This window comes from Flavobacterium tibetense (assembly GCF_003293845.1).
Classification (GTDB): Bacteria; Bacteroidota; Bacteroidia; order Flavobacteriales; family Flavobacteriaceae; genus Flavobacterium; species Flavobacterium tibetense.
Genome location: NZ_QLST01000003.1, coordinates 22,350 through 39,155, shown reverse-complemented (window position 1 = coordinate 39,155; position 16,806 = coordinate 22,350). Strand labels below are relative to the sequence as shown.

The 16,806-nt window shown below is 35.7% G+C and carries 13 protein-coding genes; all 13 read right to left on the bottom strand.

The genetic code is table 11. The features are described 5' to 3' along the window. Positions 1 to 141 precede the first annotated feature (141 nt). Complete coding sequence (locus tag DPN68_RS03035) at positions 142 to 1,500, bottom strand: O-antigen ligase family protein (RefSeq protein WP_113988123.1); 1,359 nt, start codon at positions 1,498 to 1,500, stop codon at positions 142 to 144. Then, entirely contained in the window at positions 1,490 to 2,575 is a 1,086-nt protein-coding gene (locus DPN68_RS03030) for a glycosyltransferase (RefSeq protein ID WP_113988122.1), read from the bottom strand. The genes DPN68_RS03035 and DPN68_RS03030 overlap by 11 nt, the downstream gene beginning before the upstream one ends. Before the next feature lie 618 nt (positions 2,576 to 3,193). After that, positions 3,194 to 4,510, bottom strand: coding sequence for a glycosyltransferase family 4 protein (locus DPN68_RS13285; protein WP_239986992.1), 1,317 nt, complete (start codon positions 4,508 to 4,510; stop codon positions 3,194 to 3,196). A 389-nt stretch (positions 4,511 to 4,899) separates the two neighbouring features. Further along, positions 4,900 to 5,316, bottom strand: coding sequence for a serine O-acetyltransferase (locus tag DPN68_RS03020; RefSeq protein ID WP_239986991.1), 417 nt, complete (start codon positions 5,314 to 5,316; stop codon positions 4,900 to 4,902). A 125-nt stretch (positions 5,317 to 5,441) separates the two neighbouring features. Then, on the bottom strand, positions 5,442 to 6,443 hold the full coding sequence (locus DPN68_RS03015) for a glycosyltransferase family 2 protein (protein ID WP_113988120.1): 1,002 nt from the start codon (positions 6,441 to 6,443) through the stop codon (positions 5,442 to 5,444). 2 nt (positions 6,444 to 6,445) lie between these two features. Then, complete coding sequence (locus DPN68_RS03010; protein WP_113988119.1) at positions 6,446 to 7,984, bottom strand: glycosyltransferase; 1,539 nt, start codon at positions 7,982 to 7,984, stop codon at positions 6,446 to 6,448. Next, positions 7,981 to 9,135: a glycosyltransferase family 4 protein gene (locus DPN68_RS03005; RefSeq protein WP_113988118.1), complete on the bottom strand. Its 1,155-nt coding sequence runs from the start codon at positions 9,133 to 9,135 to the stop codon at positions 7,981 to 7,983. Before DPN68_RS03005 ends, DPN68_RS03010 begins: the two co-directional genes overlap by 4 nt. A gap of 157 nt (positions 9,136 to 9,292) precedes the next feature. Then, positions 9,293 to 10,177, bottom strand: coding sequence for a hypothetical protein (locus DPN68_RS03000; protein ID WP_113988117.1), 885 nt, complete (start codon positions 10,175 to 10,177; stop codon positions 9,293 to 9,295). Then, positions 10,177 to 11,526 (bottom strand): MBOAT family O-acyltransferase, encoded by a 1,350-nt coding sequence (locus tag DPN68_RS02995; protein WP_394336417.1) that lies wholly within the window; start codon positions 11,524 to 11,526, stop codon positions 10,177 to 10,179. Before DPN68_RS02995 ends, DPN68_RS03000 begins: the two co-directional genes overlap by 1 nt. Before the next feature lie 81 nt (positions 11,527 to 11,607). Then, positions 11,608 to 12,990, bottom strand: coding sequence for an MGDG synthase family glycosyltransferase (locus DPN68_RS02990; protein WP_113988115.1), 1,383 nt, complete (start codon positions 12,988 to 12,990; stop codon positions 11,608 to 11,610). Beyond that, positions 12,990 to 14,699: an asparagine synthase (glutamine-hydrolyzing) gene (asnB, locus tag DPN68_RS02985; protein ID WP_113988114.1), complete on the bottom strand. Its 1,710-nt coding sequence runs from the start codon at positions 14,697 to 14,699 to the stop codon at positions 12,990 to 12,992. Before asnB ends, DPN68_RS02990 begins: the two co-directional genes overlap by 1 nt. Continuing rightward, positions 14,699 to 15,400, bottom strand: a complete 702-nt coding sequence (locus DPN68_RS02980; RefSeq protein WP_113988113.1) for an acylneuraminate cytidylyltransferase family protein — start codon at positions 15,398 to 15,400, stop codon at positions 14,699 to 14,701. The genes asnB and DPN68_RS02980 overlap by 1 nt, the downstream gene beginning before the upstream one ends. Then, a complete protein-coding gene (gene neuC, locus DPN68_RS02975; RefSeq protein WP_113988112.1) occupies positions 15,400 to 16,557 on the bottom strand; it encodes a UDP-N-acetylglucosamine 2-epimerase in 1,158 nt (385 codons plus the stop codon). The genes DPN68_RS02980 and neuC overlap by 1 nt, the downstream gene beginning before the upstream one ends. Positions 16,558 to 16,806 lie beyond the last annotated feature (249 nt).

The window sequence follows — 16,806 nt, the reverse complement described above, 5'->3', positions numbered from 1 at the left end:
TTCCGATGCACAATGGTAGCCCATAACATATCCAAAAGGCGAAACAAAAAACTTTTCTTTGAAGAAGCATAAACCATTTCAAACCCTAACCTCTCTAGTTCAGGACCTAAAGTTTCAATGGTGGTTGCATTCAACCCATGCTTACTCAGTTGGTTCCCCAGATACAGCAGACGGACTTTCATCTTTAAAACGGACTTTTAACAAGGTTAATGCATAAATAAACCCTGGTGCAGCTAAACGCATAGCGGCATGATTAATGGTAAGTAACCAAAATATAAAAAAGGGAAGCAAAAACACATGTTCTCGATTCGTAAAATAAGTAATCAATGGTGTAATCAGTAAAATTAATAACGCCATTATACCAAACATACCATGTTCGGCTAACAAACGCGTAATTTCATTGTGCGAAGCAGCTACAATACCCGTCATTTGTTCACGGTATTCTTTGTTTTTCCCAACGCCAATACCCCAAATTGGGTTTTCCATAAACATTTGAATTTCGGTATTGGCAATTTGTTCACGTCCGCCTAAACGATCTTCTTTTTCTCTTCCTCGTGCATCTTTATTGGCATAGCGATTTTCAATCATCCCGCTAGTTTGCACTACGCTATACGTCCAGACAAAACCGCCAATTAAAACTGCACAAACACTTAATATTAGAATTAAATTTTTAGTTTTAGCATTAGCATACCAATACAATACTCCTATTAATACAGCAATCATAGCTAGAGCAGTAAAAACACCTCCACGCGAGAAGGTAACAATGCCACGAAAAGATGCTATAATCAATAATGTCAAATGAATCATTTGCAAATTTCTAGTTTTAGAAAACAATACTAGTAAAGCAAAAAAACAAAACATCCCCAAACCTAAAATGGTAGACACTTGATTAGGACCAAAACCACCCGAAGTTTCAAAATTGGATTGGGTACTAGTAACTACATCTTTAATCGATGGGTTATATAAAAATAAATAAGTTAAAACCGAAACTATAGGTAAAGACAATGCTTTAAGTAAAAAATGTATTTGCTCTAAGGTTATCTTTTTTTCAAAACAATACAAGGCGCTAACAAACAAAGTAATTTCTCCCAAAACATTAAATAAAATTGCTTTACGTACATCTATCTCGTGGCCTAGAACATTAGCTCCAAGATAAATTCCTGGCAATAAAAGCAACATAAATAGGATATAGATAATGGATTTATAGGAAAACCCTTTGAACAACATGCCTAAAAATAAAAAATAAATCACTTCATACTTAGCAATTTCATGAGCAATATTTCCTCCAGTCATTCGTAAAAAAACTTCAGAACCTATAACATAACCCGCAACAAGTAAGGCTTCGTTATTTTTATTTTTGGTATTCAATACTAAAACCGTTCCTAAAAAAGGGATAATCAATCCGTAAATTTTGGACAAAAAAGGCAAGGCAAATACCGCAAATGCGATTAGCACATGCAAAACAATAACATTGGTATAGGTAAATAACTTATTTTTCATCTAACAGCTTCAAATAACTTTTCAAAACAGCTTCAGAACTGTATTGGGCTACTATTTTTTCGTTCAATTGTCTCGCAAATGTAGCTTGTAAATTTGGATTATCCAGCAACTCTTGCAATGCATTTATAAAAGCTAGGCTATCATTCTTTGGAACAACAAAACCTTCTTTATCGTGAGTAACAACTTCTGGAATTTCACCAACAGCGGTAACCACCACAGGCAAGTTATAAAATCCGTATTCCAATAAAGCTATTGGAAGCCCTTCAGAATCTGAAGTTAATATACCAACAGTACTTTGATTTAAAATAGCGGGAATATCATCGCAAGAGCCATACAAAAACACAGTGTCTTGTAGACCATAAGACACAATGGTCGCTTTTATAGTGGCTGCATAAGCATCATTAAAATCTTTTCCTACCAAATGAAACGTATATTCAGGATGCGATTGTGAAATTACTTTAGCTACATCCAATAACAACATATGATTTTTCTGAGGTCTAAGATTCGCCAAACAGACGATACGCTTACCCATTGTTCCATGAAGTTGGGTTACAGCAACCGATGTATCAGGTAAAGTAAAATTAGGTAAATAGGTTACCTTTTTACACCAAAGTTTTTCTTTGGACCAATGAACCAACTGCTGATTGACCGCAATAATTTGGGTTACGAACAAGGAAGCTATTCGCAAAGTCCAAAAAGGGCGTTGCTCGAGCATTTCACTTTTCCCGTAATGATCGTGCCATAGCAATCGTACACTTGGACACAACAATTTCAACAAAACAGCAAAAAAAACAGAACTACTGTGTGCATGAATGTGTGTAATATGATGCTGATTTATTAATCTATACAAACGCAATAAAGCAGCGAAATCAAAAACGTTCTTACGAGCTAAAAAAGTATATACGACACCTGAAAGCAATTGTTGTTTTAACATCCCTTCCGCCCGTGTACATGCAAGTGCGCCAAATCCTAATTCTTGATGCAACGCATTGGCATAAGTAACTGCCATTCGTTCAGCACCACCCGCTTCTAGGCTATCAATTAATTGTAAAATTCGAATTTCTTTTTTAGGCACAAGTGACGGTATTGATTGTGTCAAAGATAGAAAAAATTAAAACAAGGGCAAGGGCAAGGGCAAGGGCAAGGGCAAACTCAAAAATCAAGAGCAAACTTCAAACCTGAAAAAAATAGTTTTCAGTCGCAGTTTTCAGTCTCAGAAAAAAATTGTCATCATCCGCGTTCTAATTTTACCACAAAGGTCACAAAGTGCAAAAAAAGAAGCAATGTTGCACGAGTGCTAATAAAAGTATCGGTTGTACAAGAGATGCTTAACAGCATGATAAGATTGTGTGAAAAAAATTACAACTTTACTTAGAGAAGAAAAACACTTTTGCATTAAAATTAGGGAATTAGCGGTAAATTTTAAAAAATTATCAAATTACTCCAATCTGTTGCTCCTAAAAGCAAGAACAAAAACAAACTCAAAAATCAACTTCAAATCTGAAATCATTTCATTAGCCTTCGATTCCTAAAAAGTCGGAACAGGCAAACGCTCAGGGTGACAATCGTGTCAATCCAATTCCAATTTAACTATTTCAGAAACACAGATTAAAAAATTATAACAATTTGAAAGTTCTTCTCCCTTATCCCTTAAACTACAAACAACAAACCATAAACATTAAACAACCAATCATCACCTCAACAACTCCCTAATCTCCGCTTCAAATTTATCCGTAGTAAATTGTCGCGACCAATTTTGTCCTTCATTTGCCATTTTTTGAGAGGTTTTTGGATAATGAAGTAATGCTACTAATTGATTAATATCTTCACTTAATCGCTCCGTAAGCAGTAGTCCTCTACTCCCGTTACCCAGCATATATGGCACACAAGAAACTGGCGAAGCTAATGGCACACAGCCCCAAAACATAGCCTCAGCCACCACTTTGGGCCAACCTTCACTTTTGGATGGTAAGATTAAAAAATGAGTGGATTGATAGGCTTTTAAAACGGTTTCTTTCGTTTGATTTCCTTTTAAACGAATGATATTTTGTAAATTATTTTGACCAATATAATTTTCCAATTCCTTTCTTAAAATACCTTCACCGAACAAATCAAGTGTTACTTTTTTTCCTCGTTTGTGTAGTTCTTCTACCAATTGAATCGCATACAAAGGTTGCTTTCCTTTAGACAATGTACCAACGAATAAGAAGGAAGTTGGAAGTTGGGAGTCAGGAGTTGGGAATAATTTATTCTCTGTTTTGTCAAGTCGAGCGGAGTCGAGACTGTTTTCAATAGTTCTCGACTCCGCTCGAAGTGACAATAAAGTATTATCATCTTTATCAGACCTAGGCAAATCTAATTCTTTTTCAGTAGTTCTCGATTCCGATTTTTCAGAACTAGTATCCGCTTGAGGTGACAACTTATTCTGAATGCTTAATTCTGAATTCTGAATTTCACTTTCACTATAAGTTGCAGTAAAAAAAGGCTTCACATTTTTAGTCTGATTTGGCCATTCGCCATACACTAAAACCTGCATGTTTCTGGTTAAGAAGGTATTCGATAGTAACCATTTTTGCATGCTGTAACTCCAAGGTTGTTTAGCTTTTGGATCCCAATTTCCTGCATACTTAGCGGTTTTTGTTTTCTTTGGAAATAAAATTTGAACTAAACAAGCTAATAAAGCGATATTTCCAGGACAGCGTAAATGAATATGATCTGCCTGTTGCATGGCTTTAAAAATTTTAACTAAGGCTAGAAAAGTAAAAGGAATTGCTTTGAGTTTATTTGAAAATGAAGTAATGTCAAACTCTTTAACTTCTTGTATCCCTTCTACTTCAAAAGAAATAGGTGCAATTAGAAGTTTCTTGTCATCTCTCCAAATGGGGCAGCAAAATTGTATCGTATCGGCATGTTTTGCCCACAATTGCATTTCCTTTTCGTAAGGAGCGTACAAATGGAATTTACCATCGATTGCAACAACTGGTGCTGAGGATATGACTAAAAGCTTCAAAGTATTTTTTATTTTGGGTGCAAGTTACAATTTCAAAAGACATTTTCATAAAGCAAATTTAATCCCGAAACAAAAAAAGGAAAGAACAAAAAAGTTTAAACGCAAAGTTTGCTAGGTTTTACGCAAAGCAACGCAAAGGAAATCAGGGATAATTTTAACCACAAAGCACACAAGGAAAGCACAAGGAACACAAAGAAATCTGTGGTAATTTATGGAATCTGTATTTTAAAAAACTTATCGTTATTACAAGAGATGCTTGACAGCATGACAAGATGGTGTAAGCCTATTTTCAGGACAAGAAATTGTATAAAATCCGTAACCATTCGCGTTTCGTATCAACGAATCCGTCACATCTGCGTTCCAATCTCCTAGTCTCAAAGTCTCCTCATCTAAATATAGCCATCCGAACTTTTTTCTGAGACCTTTATTGCTGGCACCCCTAGCATTACGCTGTTTGCTGTAACATTCGTATTGACTAGTGAACAAGCTCCAATTAAAACATTATCTTCTACCACAATATTTCCTGCGATTACCACATTAGCACCAATATATATATTATTACCAATTTTAGGCACACCTCTATTCTCTCCTTGTCCTGAAACGCCTATGGTTACACCTTGTGATAGATTACAATTGTTACCCATTATCGTTTTTGCATTTAATATAATACCTCCAAAATGTCCAATATAAAAGGAATGCCCTATTTGAACAGAAGCAGGAATGGATATCCCTGTTGTGATTTCAATTCCTTTTTGCCAAATCAAACAAAAGAATTGCAAGACTTGTTTAACAATAGGAAATTTCATTTTATAAACACTATGTGCTACTCGATATTGAAAAATAGCCCAAAATCCTTGAGTAAAAAACAGGATGGTAAAAAAATTACCCCCGTATTTTTTATATTTCTTGTAATCGGAAAACAGCAATGATATCATAATTTTATTTTTGGTTTATTCAAAAATAACGAAAACCACCCCACTAACCTACCCAATGTCTCCGTAAAAGCTTCTTTTCTTTTAGAAGAAGTAAACACATTTGCCCCTCTAATGGATGTTAACATCAGTGTAATCGCATGCCATTTTAATTTTGCTTTAAATGAAGGTTTTGGATTTTTTACGCGCCACACGTACCAACCGTTTCGCACGACCATTTTTCCATAGACGTATTGATTTGGACGACCGGCAGCATCGTGATGGTGTTCCAATTGGGCAGCGGTATTTAAAAATAATTTCCCGGTTTTAGAAACACGCAAGGTAAAATCCGCATCTTCATACAAACCGTAGCCTTCAAAGTATGTGGAAAACTGAAATTCCTGAAAAACGGATTTTCGGAATGAAGCAACTCCACCCATTAATTGTTCTACAGGATAGACTTTTCCTGATGGAGGTAAAAAACCCACACTACGACCATGGGAAAACTCAGGCGAATATCCTGGTGCTACATTACTATCCAAACCTAATTTCTTGCGCCAAACAAAACGAGAACCATCACTTCGTTTGTACCCATCGAAATAAAATTCATTGCTTTTAGGTTCATATTCCATACCCACATGCTGCCAAGCTACTTCATTGGTAATGTAACCTCCTACTCCTAATGCTTCTGGGTGTATCGTATAGGTTTTGATAATTTCTTCGAAGTAATTGGGCGCTAAAACCGTATCGTCATCTAAAAAACAAACGACTTCACTAGTTTCTTGAACTTTTGAAATCCCATAATTACGCTGTTTGGTTAAACCTCTATCCTTTTCCTCTACTTTGAAATAGTTCAAATTTTGAAAAGCATTTTGGTCCAGCATGGCTTTAGTGGCATCATCCGGAGAACCATCTACAATTAAAATCGCATCAGGATAAAGCGTTTGCTGCTTTACGGATTGTAGTAAAGTCAACAAAGCCTGTGGGCGTTTATAGGTGCATATGATGAGACTAAAGTTCATAATTAAGCGGTTCTTTTTCCTAATGCTAGCAATTTTTTAGCGTAAAAAACAGATTTTTTATATTGTAAGATTTTATAAGGCAATCGTATAAGCTTTAGAGGTAATTCCACTAACTTCCCTTTAGACAAATGCAATACAAAATACTTAATGCTATATTCTTTAATGGTACGCGCATCAAAATGTTTATAGATCATATACATAATGGTAGGGCTCGGAATAGGAATTATCCTTTTTACTGGTGTGTCTAACTCCCAAGGTTGTGCTTTTCTTTGTTTGCCTTTCTTTTTTGCCTGACTTCCCCAAAAACGATAGCCTCCAGCGGGTGGCTTCAAATGCAAATTGGCTGAAAACGGATTATAAAGTACGGGAACTCCTAATTTAACCAAAGAAAGACCAAAATCAGTGTCTTCACCATAACCACCATCATAATTGATATCATTTCCTTTCAATTGGTCTACATATTCCTTTTTTACACAAGAATTGGCATTGCTGAAATTGGGTGTTGGACCAACTTTCCAACGTTTTTCTCCTAATTGATCTAATTTCTTATCTAAATCGATTAAGGTTTGTTGTTGATGATCTGCTCTTATGTCTAAGCCATTACAAGCCCCCGCTTTATAGGTTTGTAGTAAACGAATGTGATTTTCAATAAAATCAGATGGAATGCGAATATCATCATCCCCAAAAAGAATATAATCACCGGTACAAAAAGCAATCGCTTCATTTCTAGCTCTACAACTTCCTTTAGTCGTTTGCCATTGAAAAATAACTTCAAAAGGGTAATTAGCTGGATTGTACAAACTTTCGTCACGCTGATTTTCGGGTGTAGCGTCTACGACTACAACCTGAGTAGGTAAATAGGTTTGTTTTTTTAAATCTTCCAATAACGTCAGGGTAAAATCTTGACGCAACATTGTGGGTATGATATAACTTACGGTTGGATTTCCTTTAATAGCTTCCAAAGTTCTAGGTGGAATTAGAGGATAATGCGTTCTAAAGGCAAATTTTCTTGCTTTAAATAAATTTACCCATTCGTTTACTTTCCAAAAACCTTCTCTAAAATTCATGTAAACCGCATGTTCCAATTTGAAGTTTTTTCTAAAAAACACATGTCGGTCATAAGAACTTATTTTCTGAACACTTTGCGTAGTATCAGCATACAAACCACGAACATATAAAGGCAAACCACCTGAATTTTTCAGAAAATTATATCCAAAATCCAAAGCTTGCAACGTTGGATTTTCAATTTCAGCATCAAATCCATTCAAAGCATCCCAAGCCGACTTACGAATAGCAAAAGCATTTGGATTAATGCGCCAACTCACACATTCGTCCAAATCATCAAAATCGTTGACATACCAAAAAAAAACTACGGCAAAATATACGATTTCAGGAAAAGCATTTTTATAACCTTGCTCAAACGAACTGTGCCACAAATCTCCTGTTCCTAGTGATAGGGTTTCTAATTTATCCAAGTCAGGATTTCCTGTGTAATAAATGGCTTCCCCTTGGGTATTGGTATAGGTAGTAAACGAAATCATTTCTTATTAGCTATTATAGTTTGATAAAACGCTACACTCTGTTCAGCAATTAAGCCATTAGCAAAAACGTCTTGTATTTTTTGAGCTGCCTTTTGGCCAAAGGTAGTATTTAAGGTATCATTTTCCAACAAACTCAGTATCGCATTGGCATACGTTTCATGGTCTTTGGGATGAACCAAAATACCTTCTTGGTTGTTTGCAATCACTTCTGGTCCCCAACCAATATTGGAAGCTACAATAGCTTTTTCCATTGCCATGGCTTCTAACCAAGAAACCGGTAAGGCTTCTGCGAATGTGGGGAACACACAAACGCTTGCTTGCGCTATATGCGCTCGAACTTCTTCGTAGGGAACGCCTCCTAAATAATTTACCCGCTTTAGTGCTTCTGGAGTAAATAACTTTTGCATCAATTGCCAAGTAGAAATGCTTCCCGTAGCAATATCAAAAGCATCGCGCCCGACTAAAATCAGTTGGGCATTTGGATTTTTTGCTACCACTTGATTAAAAATCAATGGCAATTCCAACAAACCTTTTTTGCGAATTAAAGTACCAAAGTACAGAATCGTATTTGGAATCTTTTGTACGGAACCATCGGGTTGAAATTTCTCGGGATTGATCCCATTGGGAATAATCGTAAAAGGAAGTTGCAATCCAAACAACACATTTGTTTTGTCTGCTGTAAAACGGCTTACGGAAATAGGTCCATCGGCTTTTTGTAACGCTCTTTTTTCATGAAAACGATTCCACCACTTCACAGGGCGACCGTCCAAATGACAAAAATAGGTATCACTACCATTCAAACGAATGACTAACGGACATTTTTTGGGTTGTATAAAAGACGAAATTCCTGTCCAATCAGGCGCTTCTACGATATCCAAAAGTTGCTTGTCATATAAATCATCTATAATCCCTTGCAACTTCTTTCTAGTAAAATACCACGATACCCCTTTTATCTTGACATTTTTGATTTGCTGAATGTTAATGCCTTCTTCTTCAAAAATTACATCTTCTTTTTGTCCGTAAACCAAAATTCGCACTTCATGACCCAAAGCCGTTAAACTTTCCGCTAAATTTTTGATACTCGTACCAATACCACCGGCGTTACCAGTTTTTTGGTGTGGATATTCAGGTGTTAAAAAGGCTATTTTCATATATGGAAATTTTATTTTTCAGCGGTCATCCCGATTAGTCGGGACAAGTTATGGAATCGCTAATTTATTTAAAGGTGTTTATCTCACAATTGATTTTATTTAGTAAGGAGTTCGATGATTTTCAATTGCTTACGCAAACTTGTTGATAGTGGCGATTTCATTCGTTGTTTTTCAAAGCTTCACAAAACGCTAATGTACAAAAAGTTCGTCCAACCGACGTTACGTGAATCGGATCATAAAATAAATCTTCAGGTAAAATAGCACTGTGATTGATGATGGTTTCTTTTCCATCAGGAAATTGCACGGTTTGGCGATACAAAGGCGATTGGTAAATCAGTAATTCTATTTGATGGGCTTCGCACAAAGCTTGCATCCGTTGGAATGCTGGATTCTTAATACTCAGTTGTATGGTGTTTGGTTCTTTGGGAACTACTGCATTTTGCGCATTGGGATACGTATAATTGCCCTTTTCATCAAATCGATTGCGCTTATTGGGTTGGACTGCCGTAAACAAAGCAGGAAAAAATAGTTCGTTGTTGTAATAACTCATTCCTAAAAGCGGGAAGTATTTGGAATATTTTAACACAGCTAACCCTTTTGTATCATAGGTTTGATAATGTTGATAAATAACTGGATTATTAATTTCCGTGAGAAAGCGATAATCGTTGTCGTTTAAGGTATTGGTAGGATTTTGTAAATCCCATGGCGTGACGCATAAAATGACTTTATCCGTTTTTTTACCCAATGACAAAAAATACTCCAACATCAGTACGTGTGAATTCAGCGAAGAATCGTCCATACTTAAATTCAAACCGTTCCATTGCATCACGGAATCAATAGTTTTGGTATCTAAAGTGGTCAATCCTGTGCTGGAACCGAGAACGATATAATCGAATTGGGTTGTTGGGACACCATTTTTCAAAAACTGCGGTTTGTACAATTGGGATTTCCCTAAAAAAAACAAAGCTCCAAAAGCAATGGCATTGAGTAAAACAAAACTCAACACTCCATATATACCTATTTTGATTACAAACTTTTGCATTAGAATTGAAAATAAATAAAATCCATTTGATTTTTAAAACTGCCCATAAAAAAGATAGCTAGCAATAAAAATAGGGTCCAATAGCGATTCAAATACGGTGTTTCTCTTTTTTGGAGTACCCAAAGCAACTCTCTCACGCTCAAAATCACAATAGCCAGCACACTGAGTAAAAACAACAACGTATAGGCATTATTCTTAATAAAAAAACGTAGCGAAAACGAATCCAAACTTGATAATTGTTCCAAATACGTTAGTGCTAGCGACAAGGAATCCGCTCTAAAGAATACCCAAGCCACACAAACCAATGTAAATGTAGTTCCGATTTTAAGAACGTCTAACCAACCATACGATTTGGAGGCTAGATTGGTGCGGTTCCAATTCCCTAATAATAGCGGTAAAAAAAGTAAGGCGTGCAGCAATCCCCAAAGGATAAACGTCCAATTGGCACCATGCCAAAAGCCACTGACCAAGAAAATAATGAATACATTTCGCAACTGAAATCCCTTCGACCCTCGGGAACCTCCCAAAGGAATATACACATAATCGCGAAACCAGGTGGATAAGGATATGTGCCATCTTCTCCAAAACTCGGCGATATCTCTTGAAAAATAAGGAAACTTAAAATTCACCATCAAATCAAAACCAAACAATTTGGATATCCCAATGGCAATATCGGAATAGCCTGAAAAATCACCGTAAATTTGGAAGGCAAAAAACACCATCCCAACAGCTAATTCTCCACTAGAAAAAGCGGCTGGATTTTCAAAAATGGGATTCACAAAAAACGCACAGTTATCAGCAACCACCACTTTTTTGAACATTCCCCAGATTATGAGTTGGACACCCGCAGCGGCTTGTTCGTACTGAAAAACTCTTTTCTTATAAAACTGAGGCAACAAATGCGACGCCCTTTCGATTGGACCAGCTACTAATTGTGGAAAAAACGTAACAAACGCTGCAAAATCTATAAAACTTTTGGTGGGTTGTAGTTGTTTGCGGTAAATATCAATCGTATAGCTTAAGGTTTGAAATGTATAAAACGAAATACCAACAGGTAGAATAATTTCCAAAGTGGTGCCTTGCATCGTTACACCGACACTTGCCCATGCATCTACCCAACTTTGCACAAAGAAATTGAAGTACTTAAAAAAGCCCAACATTCCCAAATTTGCCGTTAAGCTCAGTCCTAACAGTAGCTTTCTTTTGGAAGATTCAGCTGTTTTTTCTAGTTGCAAGCCAACCCAATAATCAATTGCCGTACTTAAAACTATTAACGATAAAAAACGCCAATCCCACCAACCATAAAACACATAACTAGCTACCAACAACAAGATATTTTGTGCACGCAATTGGTTTTTAAACACAAACCAATACAGCACAAAAACTGTGGGTAGGAAAAGTAGAAATTCTAGGGAATTGAAGAGCATAATTTAGATTATCGAATTAATTGATTTCCAAATTCGGTCTGAAGCTAAATTAGCGGGTTGACAAGTGATTTTTTCAAACCATTTAGTAGCCTCTATATTTTGTTTTTTTGAAAGATTCTTCTCAATCACGCTAGCAATTGACTGGGAATCAGAAATCCAACCTACAGCTTCTTTGGAAGTCATAGAACGAAAATGCACAAATTGATATATTTTTTTTACTGACCAATTTTTATCCTTTTTATTTTCAACATCATAATTGATGTATAAACACGGCTTATTAAAAATTGCAAAATCAAAAACCATCGACGAACCTAAATTAATAACTAATTCCGAATGTCTAATAGTATTTACTAATAAAGAATTATCATTAGGAGTAGGCAAAATAGTATTCCAACCTTCACCAATTTTTCTCCAATCGGGGTTTATTGGAACAATTATATTTTTGAACTCCTTTAACACACTATCATATCTTGTTGAAAAATCAACAGGACTTCTTCTAAAAATGATTCCTAAATTATGTCCATTTCGATTTAATTCACTAACCGCTTTAGCTACGTCATTTAAATACACCTCATCATCTGGACAAGTAGTAATATCATCCCCAGAATAGCAGATGTATTTTTTATTAGTATCTAAATTGTGAATTTTGAAAAAGACCTCTCTTTCTATGAAATTATTATCATCATAATGTGATTCAAATTGAGGTGTGCCTGTAATTTTAATCTGGTTTTCTTGAATTTCAGGATGATAATGAAGTAATTCGTTTTTCATGTGTTGGCTCCAAACAAAATAAAAATCCGTTTGAACCACCATCGTAGCTTTGGGTAAATTATCCCATGAAAATATAAAAGTAGCCGTAGGGATTTTTAAATCCTTTGCTGCTAATAAAGGAGCTATTGCTACTACAGGTCTTTGGTTTGTGCAAAAAACAAAATCGGGTTTTTCTCGTTCTAATGTAGCTCGACAATCCTTATAATAAGTTGTACTTCTCTCTAATTTATTGATTCGATTTCGTAAAGAAAGTATGCTTTTTTGATTAGAATAATTAGAATTTAAGAAAGACACAACTGTATTTTTGATTTTATTTTTTAAACCAACAGTTTTCGATTTAAAACGATAAGTGTCATAAACTTGATCCTTTTCAATTTTACTGTTTTTTGTCAAAGAAGCCTGAATGACTCCATTTTTAAACACATCTGTAAAAGGATGTAAAATAGGTTTTTCAAACTTTATTTCGGGATAGTTTAACTCAGAAAGATCAAAAGGGGTATTATTCCAAAAAACAATATCATGAAAATTCTTTCCAATTTCATAAAAATTGGAATAGGCAAAATTTCGAAGTCCAACTCCATCTGGTAATAAAACAAAGACTTTCTTTTTATTCATTATACTAATTCAACCAAATTAATCCATTGCCAAATATAAAAACTATTATCCTGATTTCCGTTACGATAGTCCTGCCAAATTTGTTGGACTTTTTTGGAATCTACAAAATCCAATTGACCAAACTCTTGTATTTTCTCTGAAACATATTCGTTTAATTCATTAGCCATCCACTCGCGTTGTGGAGTTTGTAATGGTCTTTTAGGTGCCAAGGCTACTTGATTTGACAACAATTCTTGACTTATTTGACGCAACAACCATTTGGTATTGCCTTGATTGTATTTTATGCTATCTTTTTGAGCAAAAGCCAATTCTACTAAACGATAATCCAAAAAAGGTTCTCGTAATTCCGTACCATGCAACATGCTAATACGATCATTGAAACGCAAAGCTCTAGGAATTTTGGTATAAAATAAATCACGATATTGCATATTCTGCATGGAAGAAGCAAAAGGTTGTGGATACACTTCTTTTTCCGCTAAATTTGCAAAATCATTGACCATAACTTCTGGTCGTACCGGACTAGTAGTTACACCTTGAATCACTTGATTGGATTGATTGTGATAATAATCGTAACCTGCCCAAGCTTCATCCATTCCTTGTCCGTCTAACAAGACTTTAATTCCTTTTTTTTGTGCAGCATCAAACAACAAACTGTAAGCTAGCGTTGGGAATCCACCAAAAGGTTCGTCTTGATTTTGACTTAAAGCGGTAATTAAATCAGGAACTTCATCTGCTTTTAGTACTACTTTATTCAACAAATACGGTTTGTCTTGCAATAACAAATCCACCCAAGGTAATTCATCATAATTGATGTCATTACAATAAAAAGTGAAAGCTTCTATATTTTTAGTGATGGGAAGATTTTGGTGAATTAAAGCAATCAACGTAGAAGAATCTAATCCCCCGCTAACATTCATTCCAAGTGGCACATCGGCTCTAAATCGGAGTTGAATGGCATCGTTTAATAAAGCTGTATATTGCTTTTTTAACTCCGCAACTTCTAAAACAGGTGTGTCTTGCACTCTTGCAACAAAATCATACCAGAGCTGAGGCTCAAAAGTAGCTAAGTTTTCTTGGGAAAGAACTGCAAAATGTCCTGCCGGTAACTGATGAATCGTATCCCAAAAAGTTTCATTGGGCATACCATACGTCCCAAAAGACAAATAATTAGCCCATACTTTTTGATTGCGAATCTTTTTTATACCAGAAGCCCACAAGGCTTTAATTTCACTAGCAAAAGTAAATTGTTGAGCGTCTGCATAATAATAAAACGGCTTTACTCCGAATCTATCTCTGGCAATAAACAACGTTTTTTCTTGTTTATCCCAAATAGCTAGGGAAAACATCCCGTTGAGTTGGTGTAAAAAATCAGTACCCCAATAAATATAAGCGTTTAATAAGACTTCGGTATCGGACTGCGTTTGAAATTGAAAATGCGGAAGTAATTCCTTTTTAATTTCTAAATAATTATAAATTTCACCATTAAAAACGATGACATAACGACCACAACTACTCGGCATAGGTTGATTCGCATTAGTAGATAAATCAATAATGCTCAATCGATTGTGTCCCAAACTACATTGCGAATCGTGCCACTCTTGTGTAGCATCAGGTCCGCGATGTTCTTGGGCTTGCAACATCTTTCCTAACTTCAATTTTCTATCTTCTAAAGCAAGTGCTGAAGAAAAAATACCAGCAATTCCACACATTACAATTGAGATTTTATTAAAGGTAATTTAGCTGTTGCTTTTTCCCAATCTTCTAACGTGTCAATATTGACATAAAAATCAGGATGATTTTCTAGATAACTTAACTTTGTTCCATAAAAACTCCCTTCTTTTATAACGGAAGTTTTAGTGATATAGATTGACCCATCGCGAAAAAAAGCTTGAGGCAAATCTTGTCGTCTTTTTATAATTTCCTTATCACCTGTAGCAATTTGAAGCAAACCTTTTTCATTTGGTTCAAATACCCAATGCGGATTAAATTCATGAGGAACTGGCAAAACACTTACCAAAGCATCAGCTCCATCTTGAATGAACTTTTGAATAGCTTTATCAATAAATCCTTTGGGTCTAAAAGGTGAAGTGGGTTGTAACAAACAAACAGCATCAAAAAATTCTCCTTGATTTTCTAAATAAGAAACGCTATGTTGTACTACTGCAATACTTGAAGCGGTATCGGTTGCTAAAATTTCAGGTCTTATAAAGGGCACTTCAATCCTATACTGCTTTGCAACCGCAGCAATTGTAGGACAATCTGTAGAAAGAATAACCTTGGTCAAAAGTTGAGAAGCCAAAGCCGATTGTGCCGTATAAGCTAACAAAGGTAATTCCCCGAGCAATTTAATATTTTTGCCTGGAACTCCTTTTGAACCGCCTCTTGCTGTTATGATACCAAGAATTCGCATTAATACATGATTGTTTTATGGAACTGTAAGGGCAACTGTTCCAATAATTCCGCTATTTGTTTTCCAGCATCTCCACCGCCGTACACATTTGAAATTTGTTTTGAACTTGAAATACGTTCTTCGATAGCGTTTTTAATGGCTTGCACGTCATAAGTGGCATCTACCACATTGCTGCCTCTATCTCTTCGATTTTGTCGGGTACCAATATTCACTACTGGAACACCTAAATAAGCACTCTCTCTAATACCGACGCTTGAATTTCCAATCAAACAATCCGCATGATGCAATAAGTGCAAAAAGTCTTTGCCTTCCATATTCTTGAAGAAATGCACATTTGGTAATTGGTGTTGCTCTCTAAAAGCTCTTATTCCTGTTGAAGTACCATCCGCTCCTGCATCTACATTAGGCCAAAACCATAAAGTGGGACGATTCAACTGATATACTGCTTCTAATGTAGCTTCAATATGTTTCCTAGAATCCTGGTATTCATTGGTTACAGGATGTTGCATAACAACCAAATAACCGTTAGACAAATCTGGTGTTGCTCCTACGCCTCCATATTTTTCATAAGGATTAAAAGGTAATGAATCGCTATTTTCTTTTACCTCTTTAGCCAAATCTATAGAGGGACAACCAGTATTAAAAACAAATTCTGGATTTTCTCCTAATTTAACTACACGTTCTTTAGCACTTTCGGAAGCCACAAAATGGTAATCTGCTAATTTAGTTATAGCGTGTCGTACTTTTTCATCAATATTTCCTGTTACTTCACCTCCTTGGATGTGAGCTAAAGGGATGTTCATATAAGACGCCGCTATAGCAGTAGCCATAGTTTCAAATCGATCAGCCACAGTTACTACAACATCTGGTTTTAAGTTATCAAAGACGGTTGACAATTCTAAAATTCCAATACCAGTCGTTTTAGCCGCTGCGGTTAAATTCTCTCCTTCTAAAACATTGAACACTTTAGCCGCAATTTCAAATCCGTCTTTTACAATGTAATTCACCGCAGAACCATAGCGGTCTAGTAAAGCCGAAGCCGCCACAATCAATTGCAATTCTAAGTTGGGATGTAGTTGTATCGCAGACAAAACTGTTTTAACTCTACTATAAGAAGGTCGTGCTGTGATTACAACTGCTATTTTTCTTTTATTCATTTTTCCTTTGCTACTTCAAAGGGCTAAAAATAAGTAAAATTTATGGAAATTGTGGTAGTTTAAATATTGAAATACAAAATTATTTCCAGCAGCCTTCGACTCCGCTCAGGGTGACAAAGTTGGAATTACAAAGCTAAAGAACTACTGTTCTGTCAAATCGAGCGAATGCCTGTTCCGCTTTTCGGAATCGAGATTGTTTTCATCAGTTCTCGACTGCGCTAGAAGTGACAATGGTGGAATTACAAAATT